Raw genomic sequence first — 18,461 nt, 5'->3', positions numbered from 1 at the left:
GTGAGCATTAATTGCACACGCCGACTATCGGACAATACAACGAAGGTGGACGTCATGCCAATCGCCGACGACGCCGTCGAGGCGCGCGCGCAGGGCTGGCGGCGGCTCGCGGCCCTGCACGCCAAGATCGAGGAGCAGCTGGAGCGGGCCCTGCAGCGCGAGCACGAGCTGAGCGTGAGCGAGTACACCGTGCTGGACGTCCTCAACCGGCAGGACGGCTGGCACATGCGGATGCAGCAGCTGGCCAGGGCCGTGGTGCTGAGCCAGAGCGCGACCACGCGGCTGGTGACGCGCCTGGAGAATCGCGGGCTGCTGCGGCGCTACCTGTGCCAGGACGACAGGCGCGGCATCTACTCCGAGGTCACGCCCGCGGGCAGGGAACTGCTCGAGCGGGCGGGCCCGACGCACGACGCCGTGCTCAACGAGGTCCTGGCGGAGGCCGCCACCGTGCCCGAGCTGGCGGAGCTCGCTAAGACGCTCGCGGGCTGAGCTTCAGATACGCCAGGACGGCCAGCACCCGGCGGTTGTCGTCGGCCGCCGGTTGCAGGCCGAGCTTGCCGAAGATGTTGCCGATGTGCTTGGAGACGGCCACCTCGCTCACGCGCAGGCTCGTGGCGATGGCCGCGTTGGAGCGCCCCTCGGCCACCAGCGCCATCACGTCCAGCTCCCGCGGCGTCAGCGGCGACCTGTTCCTGGCCAGGACCCGTCTGAGCGCGATCGCCGCCCGCAGCCCCTCGTCGCTCTGGTCCGGCGGCATCCGCACGTCGGTCACCACCAGGTCGGGCCCGTGCACCGCCACGGCCTCGAGCAGCGCGGGCACGTCGCCCACCTGCGCGACCACCTCGTGCGGCGCCAGCACCCTGGCTCTGCTGGTGTTCCTCCCGGTGTGGATGGGCGGCTGGATCATCGACGCGGTACGGCTGGCCGCGATCGTGAACCCGGCCTACGAAGCGGTGCGCGACCGGCTCCTGACCGGGTCGGCGAGCACCGTGTTCACGCTGGTGGTCATCGTGGTGCTGTCGGTGGTCAAACCGTGGGGGCGCCTCACCCCTCGCCGGGCTTGACGTCGCTCTGCACCTCGCCCACCGGCACGTCGCGCGTCGCGTCGACCTGCACGGGCGCGTACTGGAACGGCACCACCCGCTCGGCCACCCGCACCGGCCAGACCGTGGTCACCTTGAGCACGTAGACCTGGCGCGGCCAGTCGATCGAGGCGTGCAGGTACCGCACGCCGCAGGTGAACTGGCCGCCCTTGACGTACTGCTTGCCCGACGTGCCGCAGTCGCCGCGCACCTCGGCCCGGTCGGGCGTCGTGCCCGGGTCGATCTTGATGCTGTCGAGCGTGGCGACCACCGTGGCGCTCATCACGCCGGGGATCGTCGCGGTCACCGAGCGGCGGGGCTGGCCGATGCCGTCCAGCCAGACCCAGGTGGGCAGGTTCACGTAGCTCCTGGCGTCCGGGTTGAGCTTGATCGTCGGCTGGGGCACGGTGAGCGCGGCCCTGGCGATCTCGGCCAGCTGCTCGAAGGTGATCCCGGCGGGCGGCGTGGTGCCCGGCGGCACCCACACGAACGGGTCGAGGCCGCCCCAGCAGGCCCGGCCCTTGGGGTCGGCGTCGTTGTAGGCGGGCGTCCACCAGCGTCCCGGCTTGCCGATCTTGTCCTTGAACTGCTTGAGGAACTTCTGGAACTCCTCCTCGCTGCCGTCGGGGTGCATGCGGAACCAGTAGTCGCGCACGTCCTGCTGCGTCTTGAGCATGTTCGTCGCGTCGGGACCCGGCTCGTACCAGCACGGGCGCTGGATCTGGTAGCCGTCAGTAGTACCGCCCCTGGCGCCGTTGCCGGTGATGACGATCTTGGAGTTGGAGAGCTTGACGCCAGCCGTACGGCCGTCCTGGAAGCCGTCGCCGCGCGGGCCGCCCGGATCCGCCGGGTCGAGCAGCAGCAGGCCCGTGGTCAGCAGCGAGATCAGCCCCTTCATCGGGTGCACCCTTCTGTGCTGTGGCGGAATCCCTTGACCCGCCACACACCGTCGTCGCCGCGATGCGCCACCACGGCCTGGAGGTAGGGGGCGCGAGTCCAGGACGGCTGGCGGGCGACCGCCTCGCCCGTGTCCCTGGCCACCAGCCGCAGCCCTGACTCGTCCACACATGCGTTGATCTGAGCGCCTTCGCCCATGACCGCGGCGACCCGCAGCGCGTACAGCCGCGCGGTGCCCTTCACCGACCGCTTCTCGTCGGCGAACCCGCGTACCCAGTCGTAGGCCTCGCGCGCGGCGGACTCCTCGACCCTGCTCAGATAGCCGTCGTCGCCCGCCACGACCGCCTTCCAGGAACCCACGTAGTACCCGGTGAGCACCTTCATCACCGGATCGGTCTGCGCGGGCCACTCGACCAGCACCTGCAGATCGTCGCCCACCTTGATCGTCTGCGTGCGGGGAGTCCGTACGGCCACCGCTTCGGTCGGCATCTGCCGTGGCGCATACGGCTTGTCCGCCGGGCCGCAGGCCGCGACGAGCAGCAGGAACGCGAGCAGTGAACGCCTCATGCCGTCGACTCCCTGACCACGTGGATGCGCCACGACGGCAGCAGCTCGTCGATCAGTGCCTCGGTCTCGGGCGCCATCCCGCCGCCGTAAGGATGCGAGGCGGACCTTCTCGACAGTCCGTCCGCCACGGCCCGCAGCCGGGCCGTGTCACCCGTGGCGTGCGTGGCCCGCAGCAGGTCCCGCCACAGTCCCTCGTCGTCGGCCGCCAGCAATAAAGCGGCCCGGATCGCCGCCACGGCGCCGTCGGGGTCGCCGTGGACCAGCTTGATCTCGCACAGCCGGTGCGCGGCGTCGGCCACCCCGGCCGCCACGTCGTACTCCAGCTCGTCGGCCGCGAGCCAGGCGTACCTGCCCGGCGGTCTGCCGCTCAGCAGCGGCCCCCTGACCAGGCCGAGCGCCCTCTCCAGCAGGACCGCCCGCGCCGTCCCGTCGCCGTGGGAGCGGCGCACCAGCTCGCGGAAGAGCGCCCAGTCCGTACGGACCTCCGGCCCGAGGCGCAACCTGCCCGCCTCGTCCGCGTACAGATGCGGGTTCCCGTCGCCGTCCTCGCCCAGCCAGTCGGCGACCCTGGCGATCGTGGCGTCCCTGACCATGGCCTGCACGCCGCGCGGCCACAGCACCCCGCCGAGCACCACCGGGTGCACGCCTCCCGGATGCGTGGCCAGGTAGATCAGCAGCTCCGTGGCCAGCGCCTGCCTGCCCTCCTCGAGCACCTCGGCGCCGACGACCTCGATCGGGCCCAGGGTGCGGATCTCGATCGCCGGCGGGCGGGTGGACTCCAGCGGCTCGTCGTCGGGGATCGCCTCGCCGTCGAGCTGCTCCGCCGTACGGAACAGCTCGATCAGGGCGCGGTAGTGGCGGCGCGGCAGCAGCTGCGCCGCCACCTCGAAGCCCAGCTCGGCGATGCGCGCCTTGCCGTCCTCGGTGATCTCCACGGTCCAGGTGGCGTGCGGCACCTCGCCGGTCACCACGTATCCCGCGGTGTCCTTGCGGGCCAGCAGGGCCAGGCGACGGGCCTCGTCCTGGGTGGGGGCGACCGCGCTGAGCAGGTACTGCGCGTCGCGCGGGCTGCCGTTGACGCGTCCGGTGAGCACCTCCTCGCGCGGGGCCGCGGTCGCCTCCAGCTCGGGCAGCACCTCGGCCAGGCTGCCGACGGCCTTGATCCGGTCGGGGGCGATCGCGGTCAGCTCCTCGCCGAAGCCGACCAGCGTGATGCGCATGCGGTCGGACCAGCGGTTCGTGGCCAGCTCCACGGCCAGCGCCGCCAGCGCCGCGGTGGTCTGCGGACCACGGATGTTGATCAGTCCCTGCGCCGCCTCCAGGTCGACCAGGACGCGGCCGCTCGCGTCCGTGCCCAGCGACACCAGCCCCGGGTACGGCGCGCCGTGACTTTCCTCGCCCAGCAGGCGGCCTTCGTGCGCGGCCAGTCGCCAGACCTGGCCGCCGTCCTGGTCGGTCCACGGGGTGGGCGGGTCGGGATCCGGCGGGTGGATCCACAGGTCGAGGTGGCGCGGGGACAGGTGGGCGGCGTACACCGTGGGCGGCGTGCGGTCCTGCTTGGCCAGCTCGGCGCCGAGCATGCGCAGTCCGACGTCGAGCAGGCGGGCGCCCGGCGCGTCTGCGCCCAGCCTGAGCGCGACCTCGGCCTTGGCGGCGTCGTCGCGCGGGCGCACCAGGCGGTGGCCGAACGCGCGGCGCCACAACTGCTCGCGGCGGCGCCTGGCCAGCACGAGCAGCAGCCCGGCGGCGGCCAGCGACCCGCCCGCCAGGTAGTCGACCAGGTCAAGACCCGGGCTCCTGTCTTCGGCCTGGGTGGCCTCCTCCGCCTGTTGCTCTGTGCTCTTGGGTTTCGCGGTCTCCTGGCCTCGTTTGTCCTGCTCCGCGTCCTTTGCCCCCTGCTGCGGCTTCCCGTCCGTCTGCTGGGGCTGCCCGGCCTGGGGCTGCGTGCCCTGGCGCTCCTGGGTGGGCTGGGCGGTCGGCTCGGCGCGGGTGCCGACGGGCGGGTCGGCCTCGAGTGGGGCACCGACCTCCTGGTGGGCACTGGACTCCTGGTGGGCGCCGACCGGCCGGTGGCCCGAGGTGGGGTGCTCCTTGAGGGTCTGGGCGCGCGCCTGGGCGGCGGGGACGACATGTACGTTGCGGGCGTCGTCCGGCATGTCGAGCACCCAGCCCGGCCTGATCAGATCGGCCATCCTGAGCCGAGTGCCGTCCGGCTGCTCCTTGTGCTGGTTGAGCCGGTAGATCTCCGGATATCGCCGCCCGTCGCCCAGGCACTTCTCCGCGATCTCCCACAGGCTCTCGTGGTGGCGCCCGTGCGGCGGCTGCACCACGTACACCTTCTTGGTCTTGTGCGTGTCGAGCACCTGCTCCACGATCGGCGCCGAGAACGCCACCGCCGTCATCGGCGCCCGCACCGGCGGCGCGGTGCCCATCCTGGCGATCGGCGCCGCCACCGCGGTCGCGGTGAACAGCACGAGCACCGCCGAGACCAACCGGTTGGCCAGCGCCTGCGTCCCGCCGGAGAACGGCACCCTGGCGGGCATCCCGACCCGCCGCACCCCGGCGTACACCTCGACGATCACGCACACGAACAGCTGGAACCAGGCCAGCCACACCAGCAGCACCAGCACCGCGACGATCGTGCTCGGCCCCACCCTGCTGGTGAGCAGGTCCAGGTCGAGCAGCTCGCCCGACAGCGGCGGCCCGACGAACCGCAACAGCAGGTACGGCACGCCGCCCACGAGCCCGACGAGCGCCACCAGCGCACCCAGCCCCGCGAACACGTCACCCACGGTCCGCCTGGCCGGAATCCGGACCGGCGCGGGCCGTGGCCGGACCGGGGCCTTCGATCCCGCCGCGCGGGCCGAGCTGGCGGGCCTGGTGGGTCGCGCCGGGTCTCGCGTGGGCATCGCCTCTCCCTTCTGGCGTCCAGCGTCCTGCCTGGTCGTCACCTGATCCACCGAGTGGGCCGATTCGGTCTGGCTCGGCTAGCGGGCGTCGGGGCCCGCCGTGGCCTGCCCCTCCATCTCCGATCCCGGGAAGCCGAGCGCCCCGAGGAACAGCGCGGTCCAGCGGACCTTCACCGCCACGGTCACCTGGGTCTGCCCGCCTCCGACCGCGCAGGAGGCGGGCGAGGCGTCGGCCGTGCCGTACGCGGCGACGATCTCGTCCGCCCTGGCGCACACCTGGGCCTCGTCGAGCAGGCGGACGGTGCCGGTGGCCCTGAGGTGCTCGACGTCGACGCGGTCGGCGCCGGCTCTGGCAGCCTGCTCGGCGATGTCGGTGGCCCGCAGCCTGGCGTTGATCGCCGCCCCGCCGTCGACCAGGAGCCCGGCAAGCAGGAACACCACCACGGAGAAGAGCACGGTGAACACCGACATCGAGCCACGCTCCCGGGAAGGCTTCACTGGACCCTCCTGAACTGCTCCAGCGGGACCACCGCGGTGCCGGTGAGCTGCTTGGTCGCGCCGAAGCCGAGGAAACCGAGGTCGAGCTCGCAGGTGACCCGGGCCTGGACCTGGCCGCCCTCGCGCCAGTCGGTGCCCGCCAGCGACACCGACGCGGAGCCGCAGCGGTCCTTCAGTCCCTGGTCGAGAGCGGCCTTGGCGGAGGTCTCCGCGTCGGACATGGTCCTGGCCACCGAGGCCGCCCGCGCGGCGTCCCTGGCGGAGCCGCTGACCTCGCCCTGCGCCTGGACCAGCCGTCCCGCCCCGGCCAGGAACATCAGGAACAGCAGGAAGACGGGCGCCAGCATGACCGTCTCGACCGCCATCGACCCGCGCTCGTTCATTGGCAATCGTCTCCCTGGTTGTCGGGGCGGAAGCACTCGACGGGGCCGCCGGAGGTCGCCGTGATCGTGAACGTGAGGTCCGGCAGCAGCGGCACGACCTGCACGGCGCTGCCCGTGACGGTGACCCAGCGCTGGTCGGGGTCGGACGTGCCGGTGCTGGCCGTGGCGTTCTCCAGCAGCTTGGGACCGATCGCGCGCACCACGGACTCGGCCTTGGCCTTGGCGTCCGACTCCCACGAGCCGGAGTCGAAGGGCGCGGCCCTGGCCACGCGGGCGCCCTCGCGCGCGGCCGCCTCGGCGACCTGGCGGCCGTGGAACCAGAGCGCCACCTGCACGATGAGCAGCGCCACCGCGAGGATGACGGGCATCAGCATGGCCAGCTCGACCACGGTGGCGCCGCGTTCGCGGTCGCTCACGTCTTGCCGCCACCGCCGCCGAAGGAGTTCTGGATCTCGCCCTGCTTCTGCTCGACCAGCGTCTTGATGAGCGTGGCGAGCCCGAGCGCGACCCCGGCGATGATCGCCGTGATGATCACCCACTCGACGGCGGACGCGCCGCGGGTGGGGGCCGTGCGCGCGCGGTGGATGCGGATGCCCAGGTAGGCCCGCAGGTAGACGATCCAGGGATGGTTCATGGTCAGGACCCCAACATCTTCATAGCGGCGGGAAAACTGAGAAAGATCACGAAACCGGCGCAGAGCAGCAGCTGCGCCACGAGCATCGACTGGGAACGCTCGCCGGCGCGGCCCTCGATCTCGGCCAGCTCCCTGCGGCGCAGCGTGGCGGCCCTGGCGGTGAGCGACGCGCGGACCTTGGCCCCGTCGTCGGCGACCAGGCCGAGCGCCGCCGACAGGTCGCGCAGCTCGTCGACGTTGATCTCCTCGCCGAGCTGGCCGAGCGCCTGCCAGGGCGTGATGCCGACGATCCTGGCGCCGCTGAGCGCCTCGCGGATGCGGGCCATGGCCCAGTTCGGCTGGTCGCCGCTGACGCTCACGGCCATCAGCAGCGCCTCGGGGACGCCTCGGCCGCCCGCCAGGTTCATCGAGACCAGGTCGAGGAACGCGCCGACCACGTGGCGGAAGTCGCGCCGCCTGGCCGCCGCGTCGCGCCGGATCTGCAGGTCGGGCAGGAAGAAGAACACGACGGCGACCGCAACCGAGCTCCAGAACGGGATCGTCGGCGAGGTGCCCCACTCCATCAGCACCAGCCAGCCGAGCAGCAGCGGGAAGGCCAGCAGCCCCGCCGCCGCGAGCAACGCCTTCGTGGCCAGGAAGCCCTCGAACGAGCGCCCGACCAGCGAAAGGTCCGCCCTGATCGAGCGGGCCTCCCAGCCGCGTGCCGCGTACAGGCGGGCCAGCCGTACGCCGAGACCGCGGCGGAAGGCGCTGACCTCCTCGTCGGGCAGCACGAGCTGGATGCGCGCGGAGTCGGCGTCGTCGCGGACGGAGTCGAGCGCGAGCAGCCGCGCGACGAGCCCTGGCCGCGCCGGGAACAGGGCACGCAGCAGCAGGAACAGGCCGAGCCCGAACACGCCGCCCGCGAGCACGCCCTCAACCATGGCCGCCTCCCGTCAGGATCTCCGCGGGTTTGCCCGTGCCTGACAGCAGGCGGGCGGGTTTGTCGAATCTGGCCAGGCGGCGCATCCACGCGAACCCGGCGCCGAACAGCCCCGCCACCACGACCAGCACCGCCTGGCCGAGCCAGCTGTGGTACTCGCTGACGTAGGAGGGGTTGAAGACCACCAGCAGCCCGGCGAAGACCAGCGCGGTGATCACCACGATCTGCACGCTGCGCCGGGTGGAGCGGCGCTCGGCCTCGACGCGGCGGCGCATGTCGAGCTCCTCGCGGGCCGAGACGGCCAGCGCGCCGAGCACGTCGCGCAGGCCGGGGCCGCGCAGCCGCGAGTTCAGGATCAGGGCGGCGACCACCAGGTCCGCCGAGGGGTCGTCGAGCTCGTCGGCGAACAGGGCGAGCGCGTCAGGCAGCGCCATCCTCGTGTGCAGCCGGTCGATCAGCGCTCTCAGCTGCGGTTTGAGCATCGGCGCCGCGGCCCTGATCGACGACGGGATGGCCTGCTCCAGCCCGGCCGCGCCGGCGATCGTGTCGCGCAGCGACTCCGTCCAGGCGGCCAGCCCCTCCAGGCGGCGCATCGCGGCCCGCTCCTCCGCCGCGCCGCCCGACAGTCCCCGCCAGGCGAACACCAGTAGCACCGCGCCCACCGCGACGACCGGCCAGCCCGTCACCACCAGGACGAGCACGGCGGCCACGGCGGCGATCGCGGTGCGGGTGGTCAGCGTCCTGACCAGGTGGCGCCTGGGCCGGGCGGGCCGGGGGCGCATGCCGTACAGGGACAGGAACAGCAGGAAGAGCCCGGCACCGGCGGCCGCGCCCGCGAGCAGGGCGAACGGGTCGATCGTGAACATCACCAGCTCCCCGGGTGGTAGCCGTGCGCGGCGAGCTCCTCCAGGCAGGAGACGGGAGCATGGGGTACGGCGGGCCCTTCGGGGCCCGGCACGAACACCTCGCTCGACAGGACGCGCCCGTCGCAGCCGTTGACCTCGCGGATGCTGGAGACATAGCGGCGCAGGGTGCCGCCGCGCTCGTAGTCGTTGCGCTTCTCGATGAAGACGACGAAGTCGATGGCACCCGCGATGAGCATGTGGGTGGCATCGATGGGCAGGCGCTCATCAGCCTGCAGGGCGTAGGTGGCGATGCGGTTGAAGACCTCCATGCTGGAGTTGGCGTGGATGGTCGACAGGGAACCGTCGTTGCCCTGGGTCATCGCGTTGAGCATGGTGACGATCTCGTCGCCGAGGACCTCGCCGACGATCACCCTGGACGGGTTCATCCGCAGGGATCTCCTGACCAGCTCGGCCATGGTGATCTCGCCCTGGCCCTCGGAGTTGGGCAGGCGCTGCTCGACGGCGACCACGTTCGGATGGAGCTCGGGGAACTGGTCGAGGCCCAGCTCCAGGGCTCTTTCGACGGTGATGAGGCGCTCTGACGGCGGGATCTCGTTGGCCAGCGCCCGCAGCAGGGTGGTCTTTCCCGCGTTCGTGGATCCGGCGATCATGAGGTTCTTGCGGGCGAGTATCGCCGCGGTGAGGAATCGCCCTATTTCCGGACTTAGCGTGTTGTTGCCGACGAGGTCGGCGAGGAAGACCTTGCCCAGGCGCGCCCTTCTGATCGACACGGCGGGCCTGATCGTGACGTCCATGACGGCGCTCAGCCGCGATCCGTCGGGCAGGCGCAGGTCGAGCTGCGGGTTCGCGGTGTCGAACGGCCTGCTCGACAGCCCCGAGTAGGCGGCCAGGATCTGGATCAGCTCGATCAGCTCGTCGTCGGAGTCGGCCACCGGGTCGTGCATGACCTCCTGGCCGTCGGCGTAACCGACGAAGACGCGGTCGCAGCCGTTGATGTCGATGTTCTCGACCTCGGGGTCGTCGAGCAGCGGCTGCAGGCGGCCGACGCCGAACAGCGCGGCGTGGATACCCGCCGCGAGCGCCTCTTCCTCCTCGACGGTGGGCGGGGTGCGGCCCAGGCCGATCTCGCTGCGCGCGTGCTCCTCCAGCACCTGGGAGATCAGCGCCCTGGCGAACTGGCGCTCGTCCTCGCCCGTCATCGCCGGCAGGCCGTTGGCCTGGTCGAGCCTGCGCTGGTGGGCCAGCCGGTCGCCGACCTCCTGGCGGAAGCGCTTGACGAGGCCGTGGTCGATCACGCTCATGCGAGTCTCCTGGCCAGGTCTCGGGCGGTGCGGATGAGCAGGGTGCGGTCCAGGCGGCCGCCCCACCTCCCGCGCAGCAGTTCGGCGCCCTTGGGGTCGTGGGCCAGGCCGTACACGTGCTCGACGTTCTGGCCGACGACGCGGCGCACGTCGTCGATCGAGGCGCGGTAGTTGCGCGGGTCGGCGATCACCACGACGGCGTGCGCCTTGCTGATCGACAGCCGCTCGCGCAGGTGGGCGACGTGGTCGAGGGTGGCTCGCGTGAGCATCACGATCTGGTCGGCCTCCGCCGTCAGGTCGGCGATCTGGGGGTAGGAGCCCATGCGGCCGCAGTCGGCGATCACGTCCGCGCCGGGGATGCCGGCCAGCGTGCGCCCCAGCGGCCCCCACAGCCAGGTCAGGCCCGCGGCCTGCTCGCCGTGGGTGAGCCCGGCCAGCACGTCGAGGCCGCCGACGATCCGCTGCGTGTGCTCGTGGATCTGCGCCGGCTCGAGCCCCCTGCGCGCGGTGGCGCCCAGCGACAGCAGGCCCTTGGCCGGGTTGAGCACGCCGCCGTCGGCCGCGGGCAGCCGGTAGGCGAGGTCTCCCCCTGCCGGGTCGCACTCGGCCAGCAGCACGGGACGCGGCCACACCGCCGCCAGGGCCGTCGCCGTGGTCGTGACGCCCGGCGCACCCTTGTCGGCGGCCAGCACGATCAGTGCCACCTCAGCGCGCTCCGGGCAGCTCGGCCACCGCGATCTCGCCGGCGGAGGCGTATCCGACGATCTCCGGAGACGTCGACGCGTCGACGATCACCGTGATCAGGCCCTTGTCCCCCACGCTGTTGACGAGCGCGCTCTGCGCGAGCACCTGACTCTCCTGCTGTGTGGTACGGCCGGCCGCGTGGATGACCTGCACCCGGTCACCCGGCTCCAGACCCGCCGGGTACTGGCCGGGTTTCAGCGCGAGGCCCACCTTGGCCTTGCCGGGGCCGAGCTCCCGGCTGGCGGTCACGCCCATGTCGCTGGTCAGCAGCGTGCCAGGCAGGATCGTCACCGCGGCGAAGGTCTGCAGGACGCGCTGTCTCTGCGACCACGCCACGTAGTCGACGCCCGTGTCGGCTATCTGGACCTCCTCGATCACCCGGTCGGTGAACGGCTGGCCCGCGCCGACCTGCTGGGTGATCCTGATCGCGGAGACCCGGTCGCCGCTGCGCAGCACGAGCAGCGTGGTGGCCAGCGCCCCGCCCAGGATGAGGAGCACGGCGAGCGCTGCCAGCGCGGGCTTCCGCTCACGGGGAGGAACGGGAAGCTTGCGCGAGGCAGGGGCGGACAGCCCAGGCTTTTCTGCGGTCCTCATGGGTGGGGGGCTCCCAATTGGCTGAGATAATTGTGTAATTCACGCCATTATGTGCATCCGGGTGACGGGGTGGGGTTCGAATGCGGGGAACCATGCTCGTTTCGCAGGTAGGACACTGTCAACTGGAATTACGTTATGCCTATTGGGTTGGTCGACTTGACGTTTCTCGATTTTTTGGGTTATGCGGCACTGGATTAACTCTCGTCCCCCTATTCGCTGATTTTTCGTGAGATTCGTGCTTTTAGCCGCCTTCTGAACCTGTTCAAGTTGTGCGACCATTGGCACCATGGCTCGCAGGAAGCTCCCGGCCTGGCTGCGCTCAGCGCTGCAGCACGTACGGCCAGGCGACGCCGCCCGTCAGGCCCAGAACCCTCGCGACACCCAGGACCCTCGCGACACCCAGGACCGCCACGCAGCACACGACAGCCTCACGACGAAGGACGGCCTCGTCGCGCCGGACGGCGTCGTGGAGGACGGCGTCGTGGAGGACGGCGTCGCGGCGCAGGACGGTCTCGTGGCAAGGCTCCGTCGAGGCGGCGCCTCACGCGTTTCCCGCCTTCGGGAGGGCGGCGCGTCACGGGTTGAAGAGTTGCGGCGGCGCGGGGTGGAGCGGATCGTGGGAGCGCCCGCGACGGAACGGGTCGTGGAGCGACTGCACCGGGCCGCGACCGGCCTCGCGGAGGTCACCTCCGACGTGAGCGCCTACGCGGGCCTGCTGGAGGAGAAGGCAGGAGAACTGCACGACCGCACCCGCTCACGCCGCGACCCCTAGGTTTTCCACAACCTCATCCACAGGCAACCCCTCACGCCCGGGCAAAATCCCCGCTACTTTTCCACAGCCCGGCTTGTCATCCACAACCCCACCTCGCCCAGGTCGTCGCGTCATCCACGCACATGCCTGAGGCTGAGCCCGCCATCCACGCACCCGCCTAGGGCTGACTCGGTCAATCACACACCCGCCTAGGGCTGACCTGGTCAATCACGCACCCGCCCAAGGCTGACCTGGTCAATCACACACCCGCCCAAGGCTGACCTGGCTATCCACGCGCACGCCCGAGACGGACCTGGCCGTCCGGGACTGACCTCGCCATCCAGGCACCGCGCAAGGCTCAGCTCGCCATCCACAACCGTCGCGAAGGCGAGCCCGTCATCCACAGGCGAGATGGTCCATGCCGTTGACGTCAACTGGCGCGCCTAACGTGCCTTCGGGCGCTACCTTGGCGCCCGCGGGCTGCGCCCCGCCCGGACCCATCCGAGGAGACGGCACATGCGGATCATGCTCACCGTGCTCGGCGAGCAAGGCGACCGTGACGTGGTCATCGATGGCGACGACGGCATCACCGTGGCCCGCGTGGCCGAGGCCCTCGACTCCCCCGAGCCCCTGGCCAAGGTCGTCCGCCTCCCCCGCTCCCGCGCCCCCTACGGCCTCTCCGACCCCCAACCTCACCCCCGCCCGACACCCCTCATCCCGGACACGCCTGCTCGCGAAATCCCCCGCCCGGTCGCGATCACCTCCGAGACGCCCTCCAACGGGTCCGACGCGTCCCGCCACGGTCCCGCCTCGCCCACGGAAGGCCCGCCGTACCGGAGTTCGGACACGCCCCGACGTTCCCCTCATGGGCCCGACGTGCCCGGCTCGTCCGTGGAGGCCTTGCCGTACCGGAGTGGGGTGGACGGATTGGCGTATGACGGCCCGGTGTTGTGGCGGAACGGTAAGGCGCTCGATCCGCGGGCCCCGGCGCGGGCGGTGCTGCGCGACGGTGACAAGGTGACGCTCGACCCGGGGTTGGCACGATCCACGGTGATCGAGGAGCCGGGCGGCGTGGCCGAGGTGCGCGTGGTGGGCGGGCCGGCGGCGGGCGCGGTGCATCGGCTGGGCCTGGGCGTGCACGTGATCGGCTCCGATCCCATGTGCGCGATAGCCGTACCTGATCCGACCCTGGCTCCCGAGGCGGCGACCGTACGCGTGGCGCCCGGGGCGATCACGGTCGAGCCGGCGCGCCGCGACGAGCCCGCGCAGGCACAGCGGCTGAAGCTGAAGGGCCGCTGGGCCGAGGAGGTCGCCGAGATGGCGGCCAGGGTGGAGGCGCGCGAGGCCGCCAAGCAGGAGCGCTGGAGCTCGCCGTGGCCGCAGCCCGAGCTGGCCGCGACCACGCTCACCGAGGCGCGCGACTGGCCCGAGGACACGCTGCTGACCTGCGGCTCGTCGCTGTTCACGCTCACGGCGATCGAGCCGCGGGACGCTCATCTCGCGCCCAGGCCCGAGGGCGGCGTGGCCTACAACCGGCCGCCGAGGCTCCGACGGCCGGAGCCCGAGCGGCGCTTCGAACGGCCGCGGGAGCCGCACAGGGCCGAGGGCATGCGGCTGCAGTTGCTGGCGGCGATGCTGCCCGCGGTGCTGGGGTTGACGCTGGCGTTCGTGCTGCATCAGTGGTACTTCCTGCTGGTCGCGCTGATGACCCCGATGATCATGATCGGCCAGTGGTGGAGCGACCGGCGGCACGGCCGTAAACAGCACCGCCAGGCGAGCAGGCAGTTCAAGCAGGAGCTGGAGGCCTACGAGGAGGCGGTCGAGCGGGCCAGGGCGCAGGACGAGCGCTTCCGCAGGCACGACGCGCCCGACCCCGCACAGGTGCTGCTGACCGCCACGGGGCCGCGAAGACGGCTGTGGGAGCGGCGCATCCACGACGCCGACGCGCTCAAACTGCGCGTGGGTCTCGCTGACCTGCCCGCCGACCTGGAGCTCACCGAGGAGCAGGGCGGTGCGCTCGATCCACCGATCTGCCGCGCCGTACCCGTGTCGCTGGCGATGCGCCGCCTGGGCGTGGCCGGCGTGACGGGGCCGCGCGAGACCGCGACCGCGCTGGCGAGCTGGCTGATCGGCCAGGCCGCCACCCTGCACAGCCCGCGTGACCTGGCGATCGTGGTGCTGTCGGCGCATTCGGACGGCGAGCGGCGCTGGAGCTGGGTCCGGTGGCTGCCGCACTGCGCGCCGCGCGGCGGCGAGGATTGCGTGGCCCTGGTCGGCACCGACCCTGAGTCCGCGGCCCATCGGGTCGCCGAACTGGCCGCGCTCATCGACGAGCGCCAGAACACCGCGATCCCCGAGCTCGGCAAGATCCCCACCGGGTGGGACGATCTCGGCGGGCCCGAGACGCCCGCTTTCTCCTCCTATGACGTCCGGCCGTACGACGTGCTGATCGTCCTCGACGGCGCCCAGGTGCTGCGCGGGCTGCCGGGCATGCCGCAGGTGCTGCGCCAGGGCCCGCGCTCGGGCGTCTACACGATGGCGCTCGACGAGGATCAGCGGCTGCTGCCCGAGGAGTGCGCGACGGTCGCCGACTGCGCGTCCGACGGCCAGGTACGGCTGCGCGGCGGCGGGCTCGAGGCGATCGGCGACATCCTGGGCGACCTGGTCTCGCCCTCCTGGTGCGACCGCGTGGCCAGGGCCATCGCCCCGATCCGCGACGTGAGCAGGGACGACTCCGCGGGCAACCTGCCGGGCGAGGCGCGGCTGCTCGACCTGCTGAACCTGCGCACTCCGACGGGGCGCGACGTGGCGGCCCGCTGGCGGGCGCGTGGCACGACCCGGGCCGTGATCGGCGTGGGTCCTGACGGGCCCTTCGCCGTGGATCTCAGCGTGGACGGCCCACACGGCCTCATCGCGGGCACCACGGGAGCGGGCAAGTCGGAGCTGCTGCAGACGCTGATCTCCGCGCTCGCCGTGGCCAACCGGCCCGACCAGCTGACGTTCGTGCTGATCGACTACAAGGGCGGGGCGGCCTTCAAGGAGTGCGTACGGCTGCCGCACACGGTCGGCATGGTCAGCGACCTCGACGGCCACCTGACCCAGCGGGCGCTCGAATCGCTGGCGGCCGAGATCCGCCGCAGGGAGCGGCTCCTGCTGGCGGCGGGGGCGAAGGACATCGAGGACTACCTCGCCGCCGGGCGTGAACCACTGCCCCGGCTGGTGCTGATCATCGACGAGTTCGCCGCGCTGGTGTCCGAACTGCCGGACTTCGTGAGCGGGCTGGTGGACATCGCGCGGCGCGGGCGGTCGCTCGGCATCCACCTGATCCTGGCCACCCAGCGGCCGGCCGGAGTGGTGACAGCCGACATCCAGGCCAACACCTCGCTCCGCATCGCGCTGCGGGTCACCGAACCCGCCGAGTCCACCGACGTGATCGACCTCCCTGACGCGGCCCACATCTCGAAGTCGACTCCCGGGCGCTGCTACGTGAAGTCGGGGGTCGGTGCCGCGGCGGCGGTGCAGACCGCCCGGGTCGGCGGGCGCGGCTCGGGAAGCAGGGACGCGTTCGTCCGCGTCGTGGACCTCGACTGGCGCACCCTCGGCCGCCCCCTCCCTGCACCACCCACGCCTCCCGACGACACCGGAACCACGGACCTCACGCTCCTGGTTGACGCCCTCATCGAGGCGGCCCGCCTGGCGGGCGTACCCGACCAGCCGAGCCCCTGGCTCGACCCCCTCCCCACCCACACGGTCCTGGACCTGTCCCACCGACTCACCCCCGACCTGCCCCCGGCGCAGGCCGCCGCCGACCGCGCCCAGGGCAAGCTCGTCTCCGCCTTCCCTCACGGGGAGCTCGCCGCCAGCCTTCACGACCACGCGATATCCACCGGCCCCTTCGACCGCGGGGAGGCCACCGCCGGTGCCAGGCCGGTGCATCGTGCCGCGGGCCGCGCCGGGTGGGAGGAGGTGGAGCCGCTGGTGTTCGGGGTGACCGACCGGCCGTGGGCGCAGGATCGGCGGTCTCTCGCCCTGGATCTCGTCCACGGGGGACACCTGCTCGTCGCGGGCGGTGCCCGCAGCGGGCGGTCGACCGCGCTGCGGACCATCGCCGGCGCCATCGCCGCGCAGACCTCACCGTCCGACGTACACCTGCACGCCGTCGACTGCGGCTCCGGCGCCCTCCTCCCCCTGGTGGCGCTCCCCCATTGCGGCGCCGTCGTCACCCGGGACCAGCTCGACCGCGTCGAACGCCTCCTCACCCGCCTCAGGTCCGAGATCGGCCGCCGCCAGCAACTCCTGGCCGAGGCCGGACACGCCTCGCTGGCCGAATACCGCCAAGCAGGCAACCGGCTGCCCTGGCTGGTGCTCATGGTCGACCGCTGGGAGGGCTACGTGGCGGCCTTCGAGGGCTACGACTACGGCCGCCTGACGGAATCCCTCATGCAGATCCTCCGCGAGGGCCCCGCGGTGGGATTGCGCGCCGTCGTCACCGGCGACCGCTCGTGCCTGCTCGGCCAGGTCTCCACGCTCTTCGAGGACCGCCTGCTGCTGCGCCTGGCGGACCTCGCCGACTACGGCCTCGCCGGTCTCCCGATCAAGGACCTGCCCACCTCAATCCCGCCGGGCCGTGCCCTGGCGATGGGCGAGCATGGCATCGTCTCCAGCCAGATCGCCCTCCTGACCGACGACCCCTCGGGCCCCTCCCAGGTAGCCACCCTCCAACACCTGGCCCGCGCCGTACCCGAACCGCCGCTGTCATCGACCACCACCTCCCCGCCTGAAGGCCCGTCCCGCACAAGCCCTCCTCCCGACGGAGCCCTCCCCCGCGCAGACGACGTGGGCACCGCCAACCCCCCCGCTTCCGAGCCGCCTTCCCGCCGCGACCACGCTGAGCCGCGCAGTCTCCCGCTGTCCCCCAACCGGGACGAAGCACCAGCGAGCAACGCAGGCAGCCTCCCGCCTTCAGACAGCGACCCGTCTGAGGCAGGTGACGTGGCCGCCGACAGCACGCCCAGCGGTATCGCACGCGGAGGCAGAATCCCGTCGTCCTCCCACAGCACCCGAGCCGGAGCTGCGAACTCCCACACCCAAGCCGGAGCCGTGGACTCCCACAGCAGCCAAGCCGGAGCTGCGGATTCCTACAGCACCCAGGTCGGAGCCGTGGACAGGCGAGGTGCCCCGGTGGCCTCCGAGGAGGGTGCGTCCAGGAATTCGCGGAGGTGGCGGTGGGAGGGCGAGCCGCCGATGCGGGTCGACGCCCTGCCCATGCGCATCACCGCGAGCCAGGTCATGGACCTCGACCCGGGCTTCGTACCACCCTCGCCGCTGTGGGCGCTGGCGGGCGCGGGCGGCGACGCGCTGGCCCCGCTCGGCGTCGACCTACTGGCCCACGGCCCAGGCGCGGTCGTCGCCGGACCGCCCCGCTCGGGCAGGTCGTCGGTCCTGCTCACGATGGCCAGGTCACTCGTCGAGTACGGCACGCCGATCGTCGCCGTGGTTCCCCGCCGCAGCCCACTGCGCGAACTGGAAGGGGCGCTCGCGGTGCTGGACGGCAACGCCGCAGGTCTCCAGGAGCTCCTGGCGGATCACGAACGCTATGTGGTCCTCGTGGACGACGCCGAGCTCATCAACCCCGACGCGCCCGCCGGGCAGGCCCTGGACGAGATCCTCCGCACGGGCAGAGACGGCGAACACGGCCTTATCATCGCCGGAGCCACCGGCGACCTGGCAACCTCCTACCGCGGCTTCGTAGCCGACACCCGCAAGTCGCGCACAGGCCTCCTCCTGTCGGTCCAGAGCCCCGCAGACGGCGACCTCTTCACGATCCGCCTCCCCCGCGGCTCCGTAGGCGGCCCCCCGGGCCGCGGCCTCCTCGTCACCATGGGCACCACCACCCCCATCCAAACCGCCCTCCCCACCCCCTAACCCCCACGGCCAAAGGCGAGAGCCGTACAGAAACCGCTGAAGCAGGGCGGACCCGAAGCGCTCGGAGCAAGGTCGCATGCGACCTCTCGCCAGAGCACTGCCCCAGACCACTGCGCCGTGCGGAACACGCGAGCGAACAACCGACACAACCGCAGGACACGTAGGGAACACCGGACGGGGGCGCGGGGCCCTCCGGCGGGTGCCCGGGAGCGCTCGGATGCGTGGGGACACGGGCAGGACGTGAGCCACGGGACGGTCCCACGGGAGGGGAGCCTGCGGGACGCTCAGACACGGTCGGGGGATCCGCCGCCGGGTGCCCTCAGGGACGCCGGAACGCGGTCATGCGCGGGACCCACAGGCGAAAGATCTGCGGGGCACTCAGACGTGG

The 18,461-nt window shown here is 72.1% G+C and carries 17 protein-coding genes; 4 read left to right on the top strand and 13 right to left on the bottom strand.

What is annotated here, in order from left to right:
- Window positions 1–54: 54 nt before the first annotated feature.
- On the top strand, window positions 55–489 hold the full coding sequence (locus KIK09_RS20485) for a MarR family winged helix-turn-helix transcriptional regulator (protein ID WP_214320883.1): 435 nt from the start codon (window positions 55–57) through the stop codon (window positions 487–489).
- Here the strand turns inward: KIK09_RS20485 and KIK09_RS20480 are convergent.
- Window positions 470–907, bottom strand: a complete 438-nt coding sequence (locus KIK09_RS20480; protein WP_214320882.1) for a response regulator transcription factor — start codon at window positions 905–907, stop codon at window positions 470–472. The two genes, KIK09_RS20485 and KIK09_RS20480, sit on opposite strands and share 20 nt — an antisense overlap.
- Here KIK09_RS20480 and KIK09_RS20475 point away from each other — a divergent pair.
- On the top strand, window positions 873–1,064 hold the full coding sequence (locus tag KIK09_RS20475) for a hypothetical protein (RefSeq protein ID WP_214321681.1): 192 nt from the start codon (window positions 873–875) through the stop codon (window positions 1,062–1,064). The genes KIK09_RS20480 and KIK09_RS20475 overlap by 35 nt on opposite strands.
- Here the strand turns inward: KIK09_RS20475 and KIK09_RS20470 are convergent.
- The 12 genes from KIK09_RS20470 to KIK09_RS20415 form a co-directional block, all read right to left on the bottom strand.
- Window positions 1,045–1,980: a hypothetical protein gene (locus KIK09_RS20470; protein WP_214320881.1), complete on the bottom strand. Its 936-nt coding sequence runs from the start codon at window positions 1,978–1,980 to the stop codon at window positions 1,045–1,047. The genes KIK09_RS20475 and KIK09_RS20470 overlap by 20 nt on opposite strands.
- A complete protein-coding gene (locus KIK09_RS20465) occupies window positions 1,977–2,546 on the bottom strand; it encodes a hypothetical protein (protein WP_214320880.1) in 570 nt (189 codons plus the stop codon). Before KIK09_RS20465 ends, KIK09_RS20470 begins: the two co-directional genes overlap by 4 nt.
- Window positions 2,543–5,455, bottom strand: a complete 2,913-nt coding sequence (locus KIK09_RS20460) for a BTAD domain-containing putative transcriptional regulator (protein WP_214320879.1) — start codon at window positions 5,453–5,455, stop codon at window positions 2,543–2,545. Before KIK09_RS20460 ends, KIK09_RS20465 begins: the two co-directional genes overlap by 4 nt.
- Window positions 5,456–5,533: 78 nt before the next feature.
- Window positions 5,534–5,953, bottom strand: a complete 420-nt coding sequence (locus tag KIK09_RS20455) for a TadE/TadG family type IV pilus assembly protein (protein ID WP_308164208.1) — start codon at window positions 5,951–5,953, stop codon at window positions 5,534–5,536.
- Window positions 5,950–6,336 carry a TadE family protein gene (locus KIK09_RS20450; protein WP_214320878.1) on the bottom strand — a complete coding sequence of 129 codons (387 nt, stop codon included), beginning with the start codon at window positions 6,334–6,336 and terminating at the stop codon, window positions 5,950–5,952. The genes KIK09_RS20455 and KIK09_RS20450 overlap by 4 nt, the downstream gene beginning before the upstream one ends.
- Window positions 6,333–6,752, bottom strand: coding sequence for a TadE family protein (locus tag KIK09_RS20445; RefSeq protein ID WP_308164207.1), 420 nt, complete (start codon window positions 6,750–6,752; stop codon window positions 6,333–6,335). Before KIK09_RS20445 ends, KIK09_RS20450 begins: the two co-directional genes overlap by 4 nt.
- Window positions 6,749–6,970 carry a Flp family type IVb pilin gene (locus tag KIK09_RS20440; protein WP_214320877.1) on the bottom strand — a complete coding sequence of 74 codons (222 nt, stop codon included), beginning with the start codon at window positions 6,968–6,970 and terminating at the stop codon, window positions 6,749–6,751. Before KIK09_RS20440 ends, KIK09_RS20445 begins: the two co-directional genes overlap by 4 nt.
- Before the next feature lie 2 nt (window positions 6,971–6,972).
- Window positions 6,973–7,893 carry a type II secretion system protein gene (locus KIK09_RS20435; RefSeq protein ID WP_214320876.1) on the bottom strand — a complete coding sequence of 307 codons (921 nt, stop codon included), beginning with the start codon at window positions 7,891–7,893 and terminating at the stop codon, window positions 6,973–6,975.
- Window positions 7,886–8,758: a type II secretion system F family protein gene (locus KIK09_RS20430; protein WP_214320875.1), complete on the bottom strand. Its 873-nt coding sequence runs from the start codon at window positions 8,756–8,758 to the stop codon at window positions 7,886–7,888. The genes KIK09_RS20435 and KIK09_RS20430 overlap by 8 nt, the downstream gene beginning before the upstream one ends.
- The gene (locus KIK09_RS20425) at window positions 8,758–10,059 is read right to left on the bottom strand and encodes a TadA family conjugal transfer-associated ATPase (protein WP_250573521.1); all 1,302 of its coding nucleotides are present in this window, start codon (window positions 10,057–10,059) and stop codon (window positions 8,758–8,760) included. The genes KIK09_RS20430 and KIK09_RS20425 overlap by 1 nt, the downstream gene beginning before the upstream one ends.
- Complete coding sequence (locus tag KIK09_RS20420) at window positions 10,056–10,763, bottom strand: hypothetical protein (protein WP_214320874.1); 708 nt, start codon at window positions 10,761–10,763, stop codon at window positions 10,056–10,058. The genes KIK09_RS20425 and KIK09_RS20420 overlap by 4 nt, the downstream gene beginning before the upstream one ends.
- A 1-nt stretch (window position 10,764) precedes the next feature.
- Window positions 10,765–11,397, bottom strand: a complete 633-nt coding sequence (locus tag KIK09_RS20415; protein WP_214320873.1) for a hypothetical protein — start codon at window positions 11,395–11,397, stop codon at window positions 10,765–10,767.
- Between the two features lie 286 nt (window positions 11,398–11,683).
- Between KIK09_RS20415 and KIK09_RS20410 the strand changes: the two genes are divergently transcribed.
- Both KIK09_RS20410 and KIK09_RS57860 read left to right on the top strand, forming a co-directional pair.
- Entirely contained in the window at window positions 11,684–12,169 is a 486-nt protein-coding gene (locus KIK09_RS20410) for a hypothetical protein (RefSeq protein WP_214320872.1), read from the top strand.
- A gap of 495 nt (window positions 12,170–12,664) precedes the next feature.
- Window positions 12,665–18,073 (top strand): FtsK/SpoIIIE domain-containing protein, encoded by a 5,409-nt coding sequence (locus KIK09_RS57860; protein WP_250573520.1) that lies wholly within the window; start codon window positions 12,665–12,667, stop codon window positions 18,071–18,073.
- The last annotated feature ends 388 nt before the right edge of the window (window positions 18,074–18,461 follow it).

The organism is Nonomuraea sediminis (genome assembly GCF_018531495.1).
In the GTDB taxonomy this organism is placed as follows: domain Bacteria; phylum Actinomycetota; class Actinomycetes; order Streptosporangiales; family Streptosporangiaceae; genus Nonomuraea; species Nonomuraea sediminis.
This window is presented reverse-complemented; position numbering and strand designations above follow the sequence as displayed.

Coding starts and splice junctions, on each gene's coding strand:
- KIK09_RS20430 (WP_214320875.1), bottom strand. CDS start 8,758: ATGTTCACGATCGACCCGTTCGCCCTGCTCGCGGGCGCGGCCGCCGGT.
- KIK09_RS20425 (WP_250573521.1), bottom strand. CDS start 10,059: ATGAGCGTGATCGACCACGGCCTCGTCAAGCGCTTCCGCCAGGAGGTC.
- KIK09_RS20480 (WP_214320882.1), bottom strand. CDS start 907: ATGATCCAGCCGCCCATCCACACCGGGAGGAACACCAGCAGAGCCAGG.
- KIK09_RS20435 (WP_214320876.1), bottom strand. CDS start 7,893: ATGGTTGAGGGCGTGCTCGCGGGCGGCGTGTTCGGGCTCGGCCTGTTC.
- KIK09_RS20415 (WP_214320873.1), bottom strand. CDS start 11,397: ATGAGGACCGCAGAAAAGCCTGGGCTGTCCGCCCCTGCCTCGCGCAAG.
- KIK09_RS20440 (WP_214320877.1), bottom strand. CDS start 6,970: ATGAACCATCCCTGGATCGTCTACCTGCGGGCCTACCTGGGCATCCGC.
- KIK09_RS20450 (WP_214320878.1), bottom strand. CDS start 6,336: ATGAACGAGCGCGGGTCGATGGCGGTCGAGACGGTCATGCTGGCGCCC.
- KIK09_RS20460 (WP_214320879.1), bottom strand. CDS start 5,455: ATGCCCACGCGAGACCCGGCGCGACCCACCAGGCCCGCCAGCTCGGCC.
- KIK09_RS20485 (WP_214320883.1), top strand. CDS start 55: ATGCCAATCGCCGACGACGCCGTCGAGGCGCGCGCGCAGGGCTGGCGG.
- KIK09_RS57860 (WP_250573520.1), top strand. CDS start 12,665: ATGCGGATCATGCTCACCGTGCTCGGCGAGCAAGGCGACCGTGACGTG.
- KIK09_RS20470 (WP_214320881.1), bottom strand. CDS start 1,980: ATGAAGGGGCTGATCTCGCTGCTGACCACGGGCCTGCTGCTGCTCGAC.
- KIK09_RS20410 (WP_214320872.1), top strand. CDS start 11,684: ATGGCTCGCAGGAAGCTCCCGGCCTGGCTGCGCTCAGCGCTGCAGCAC.
- KIK09_RS20465 (WP_214320880.1), bottom strand. CDS start 2,546: ATGAGGCGTTCACTGCTCGCGTTCCTGCTGCTCGTCGCGGCCTGCGGC.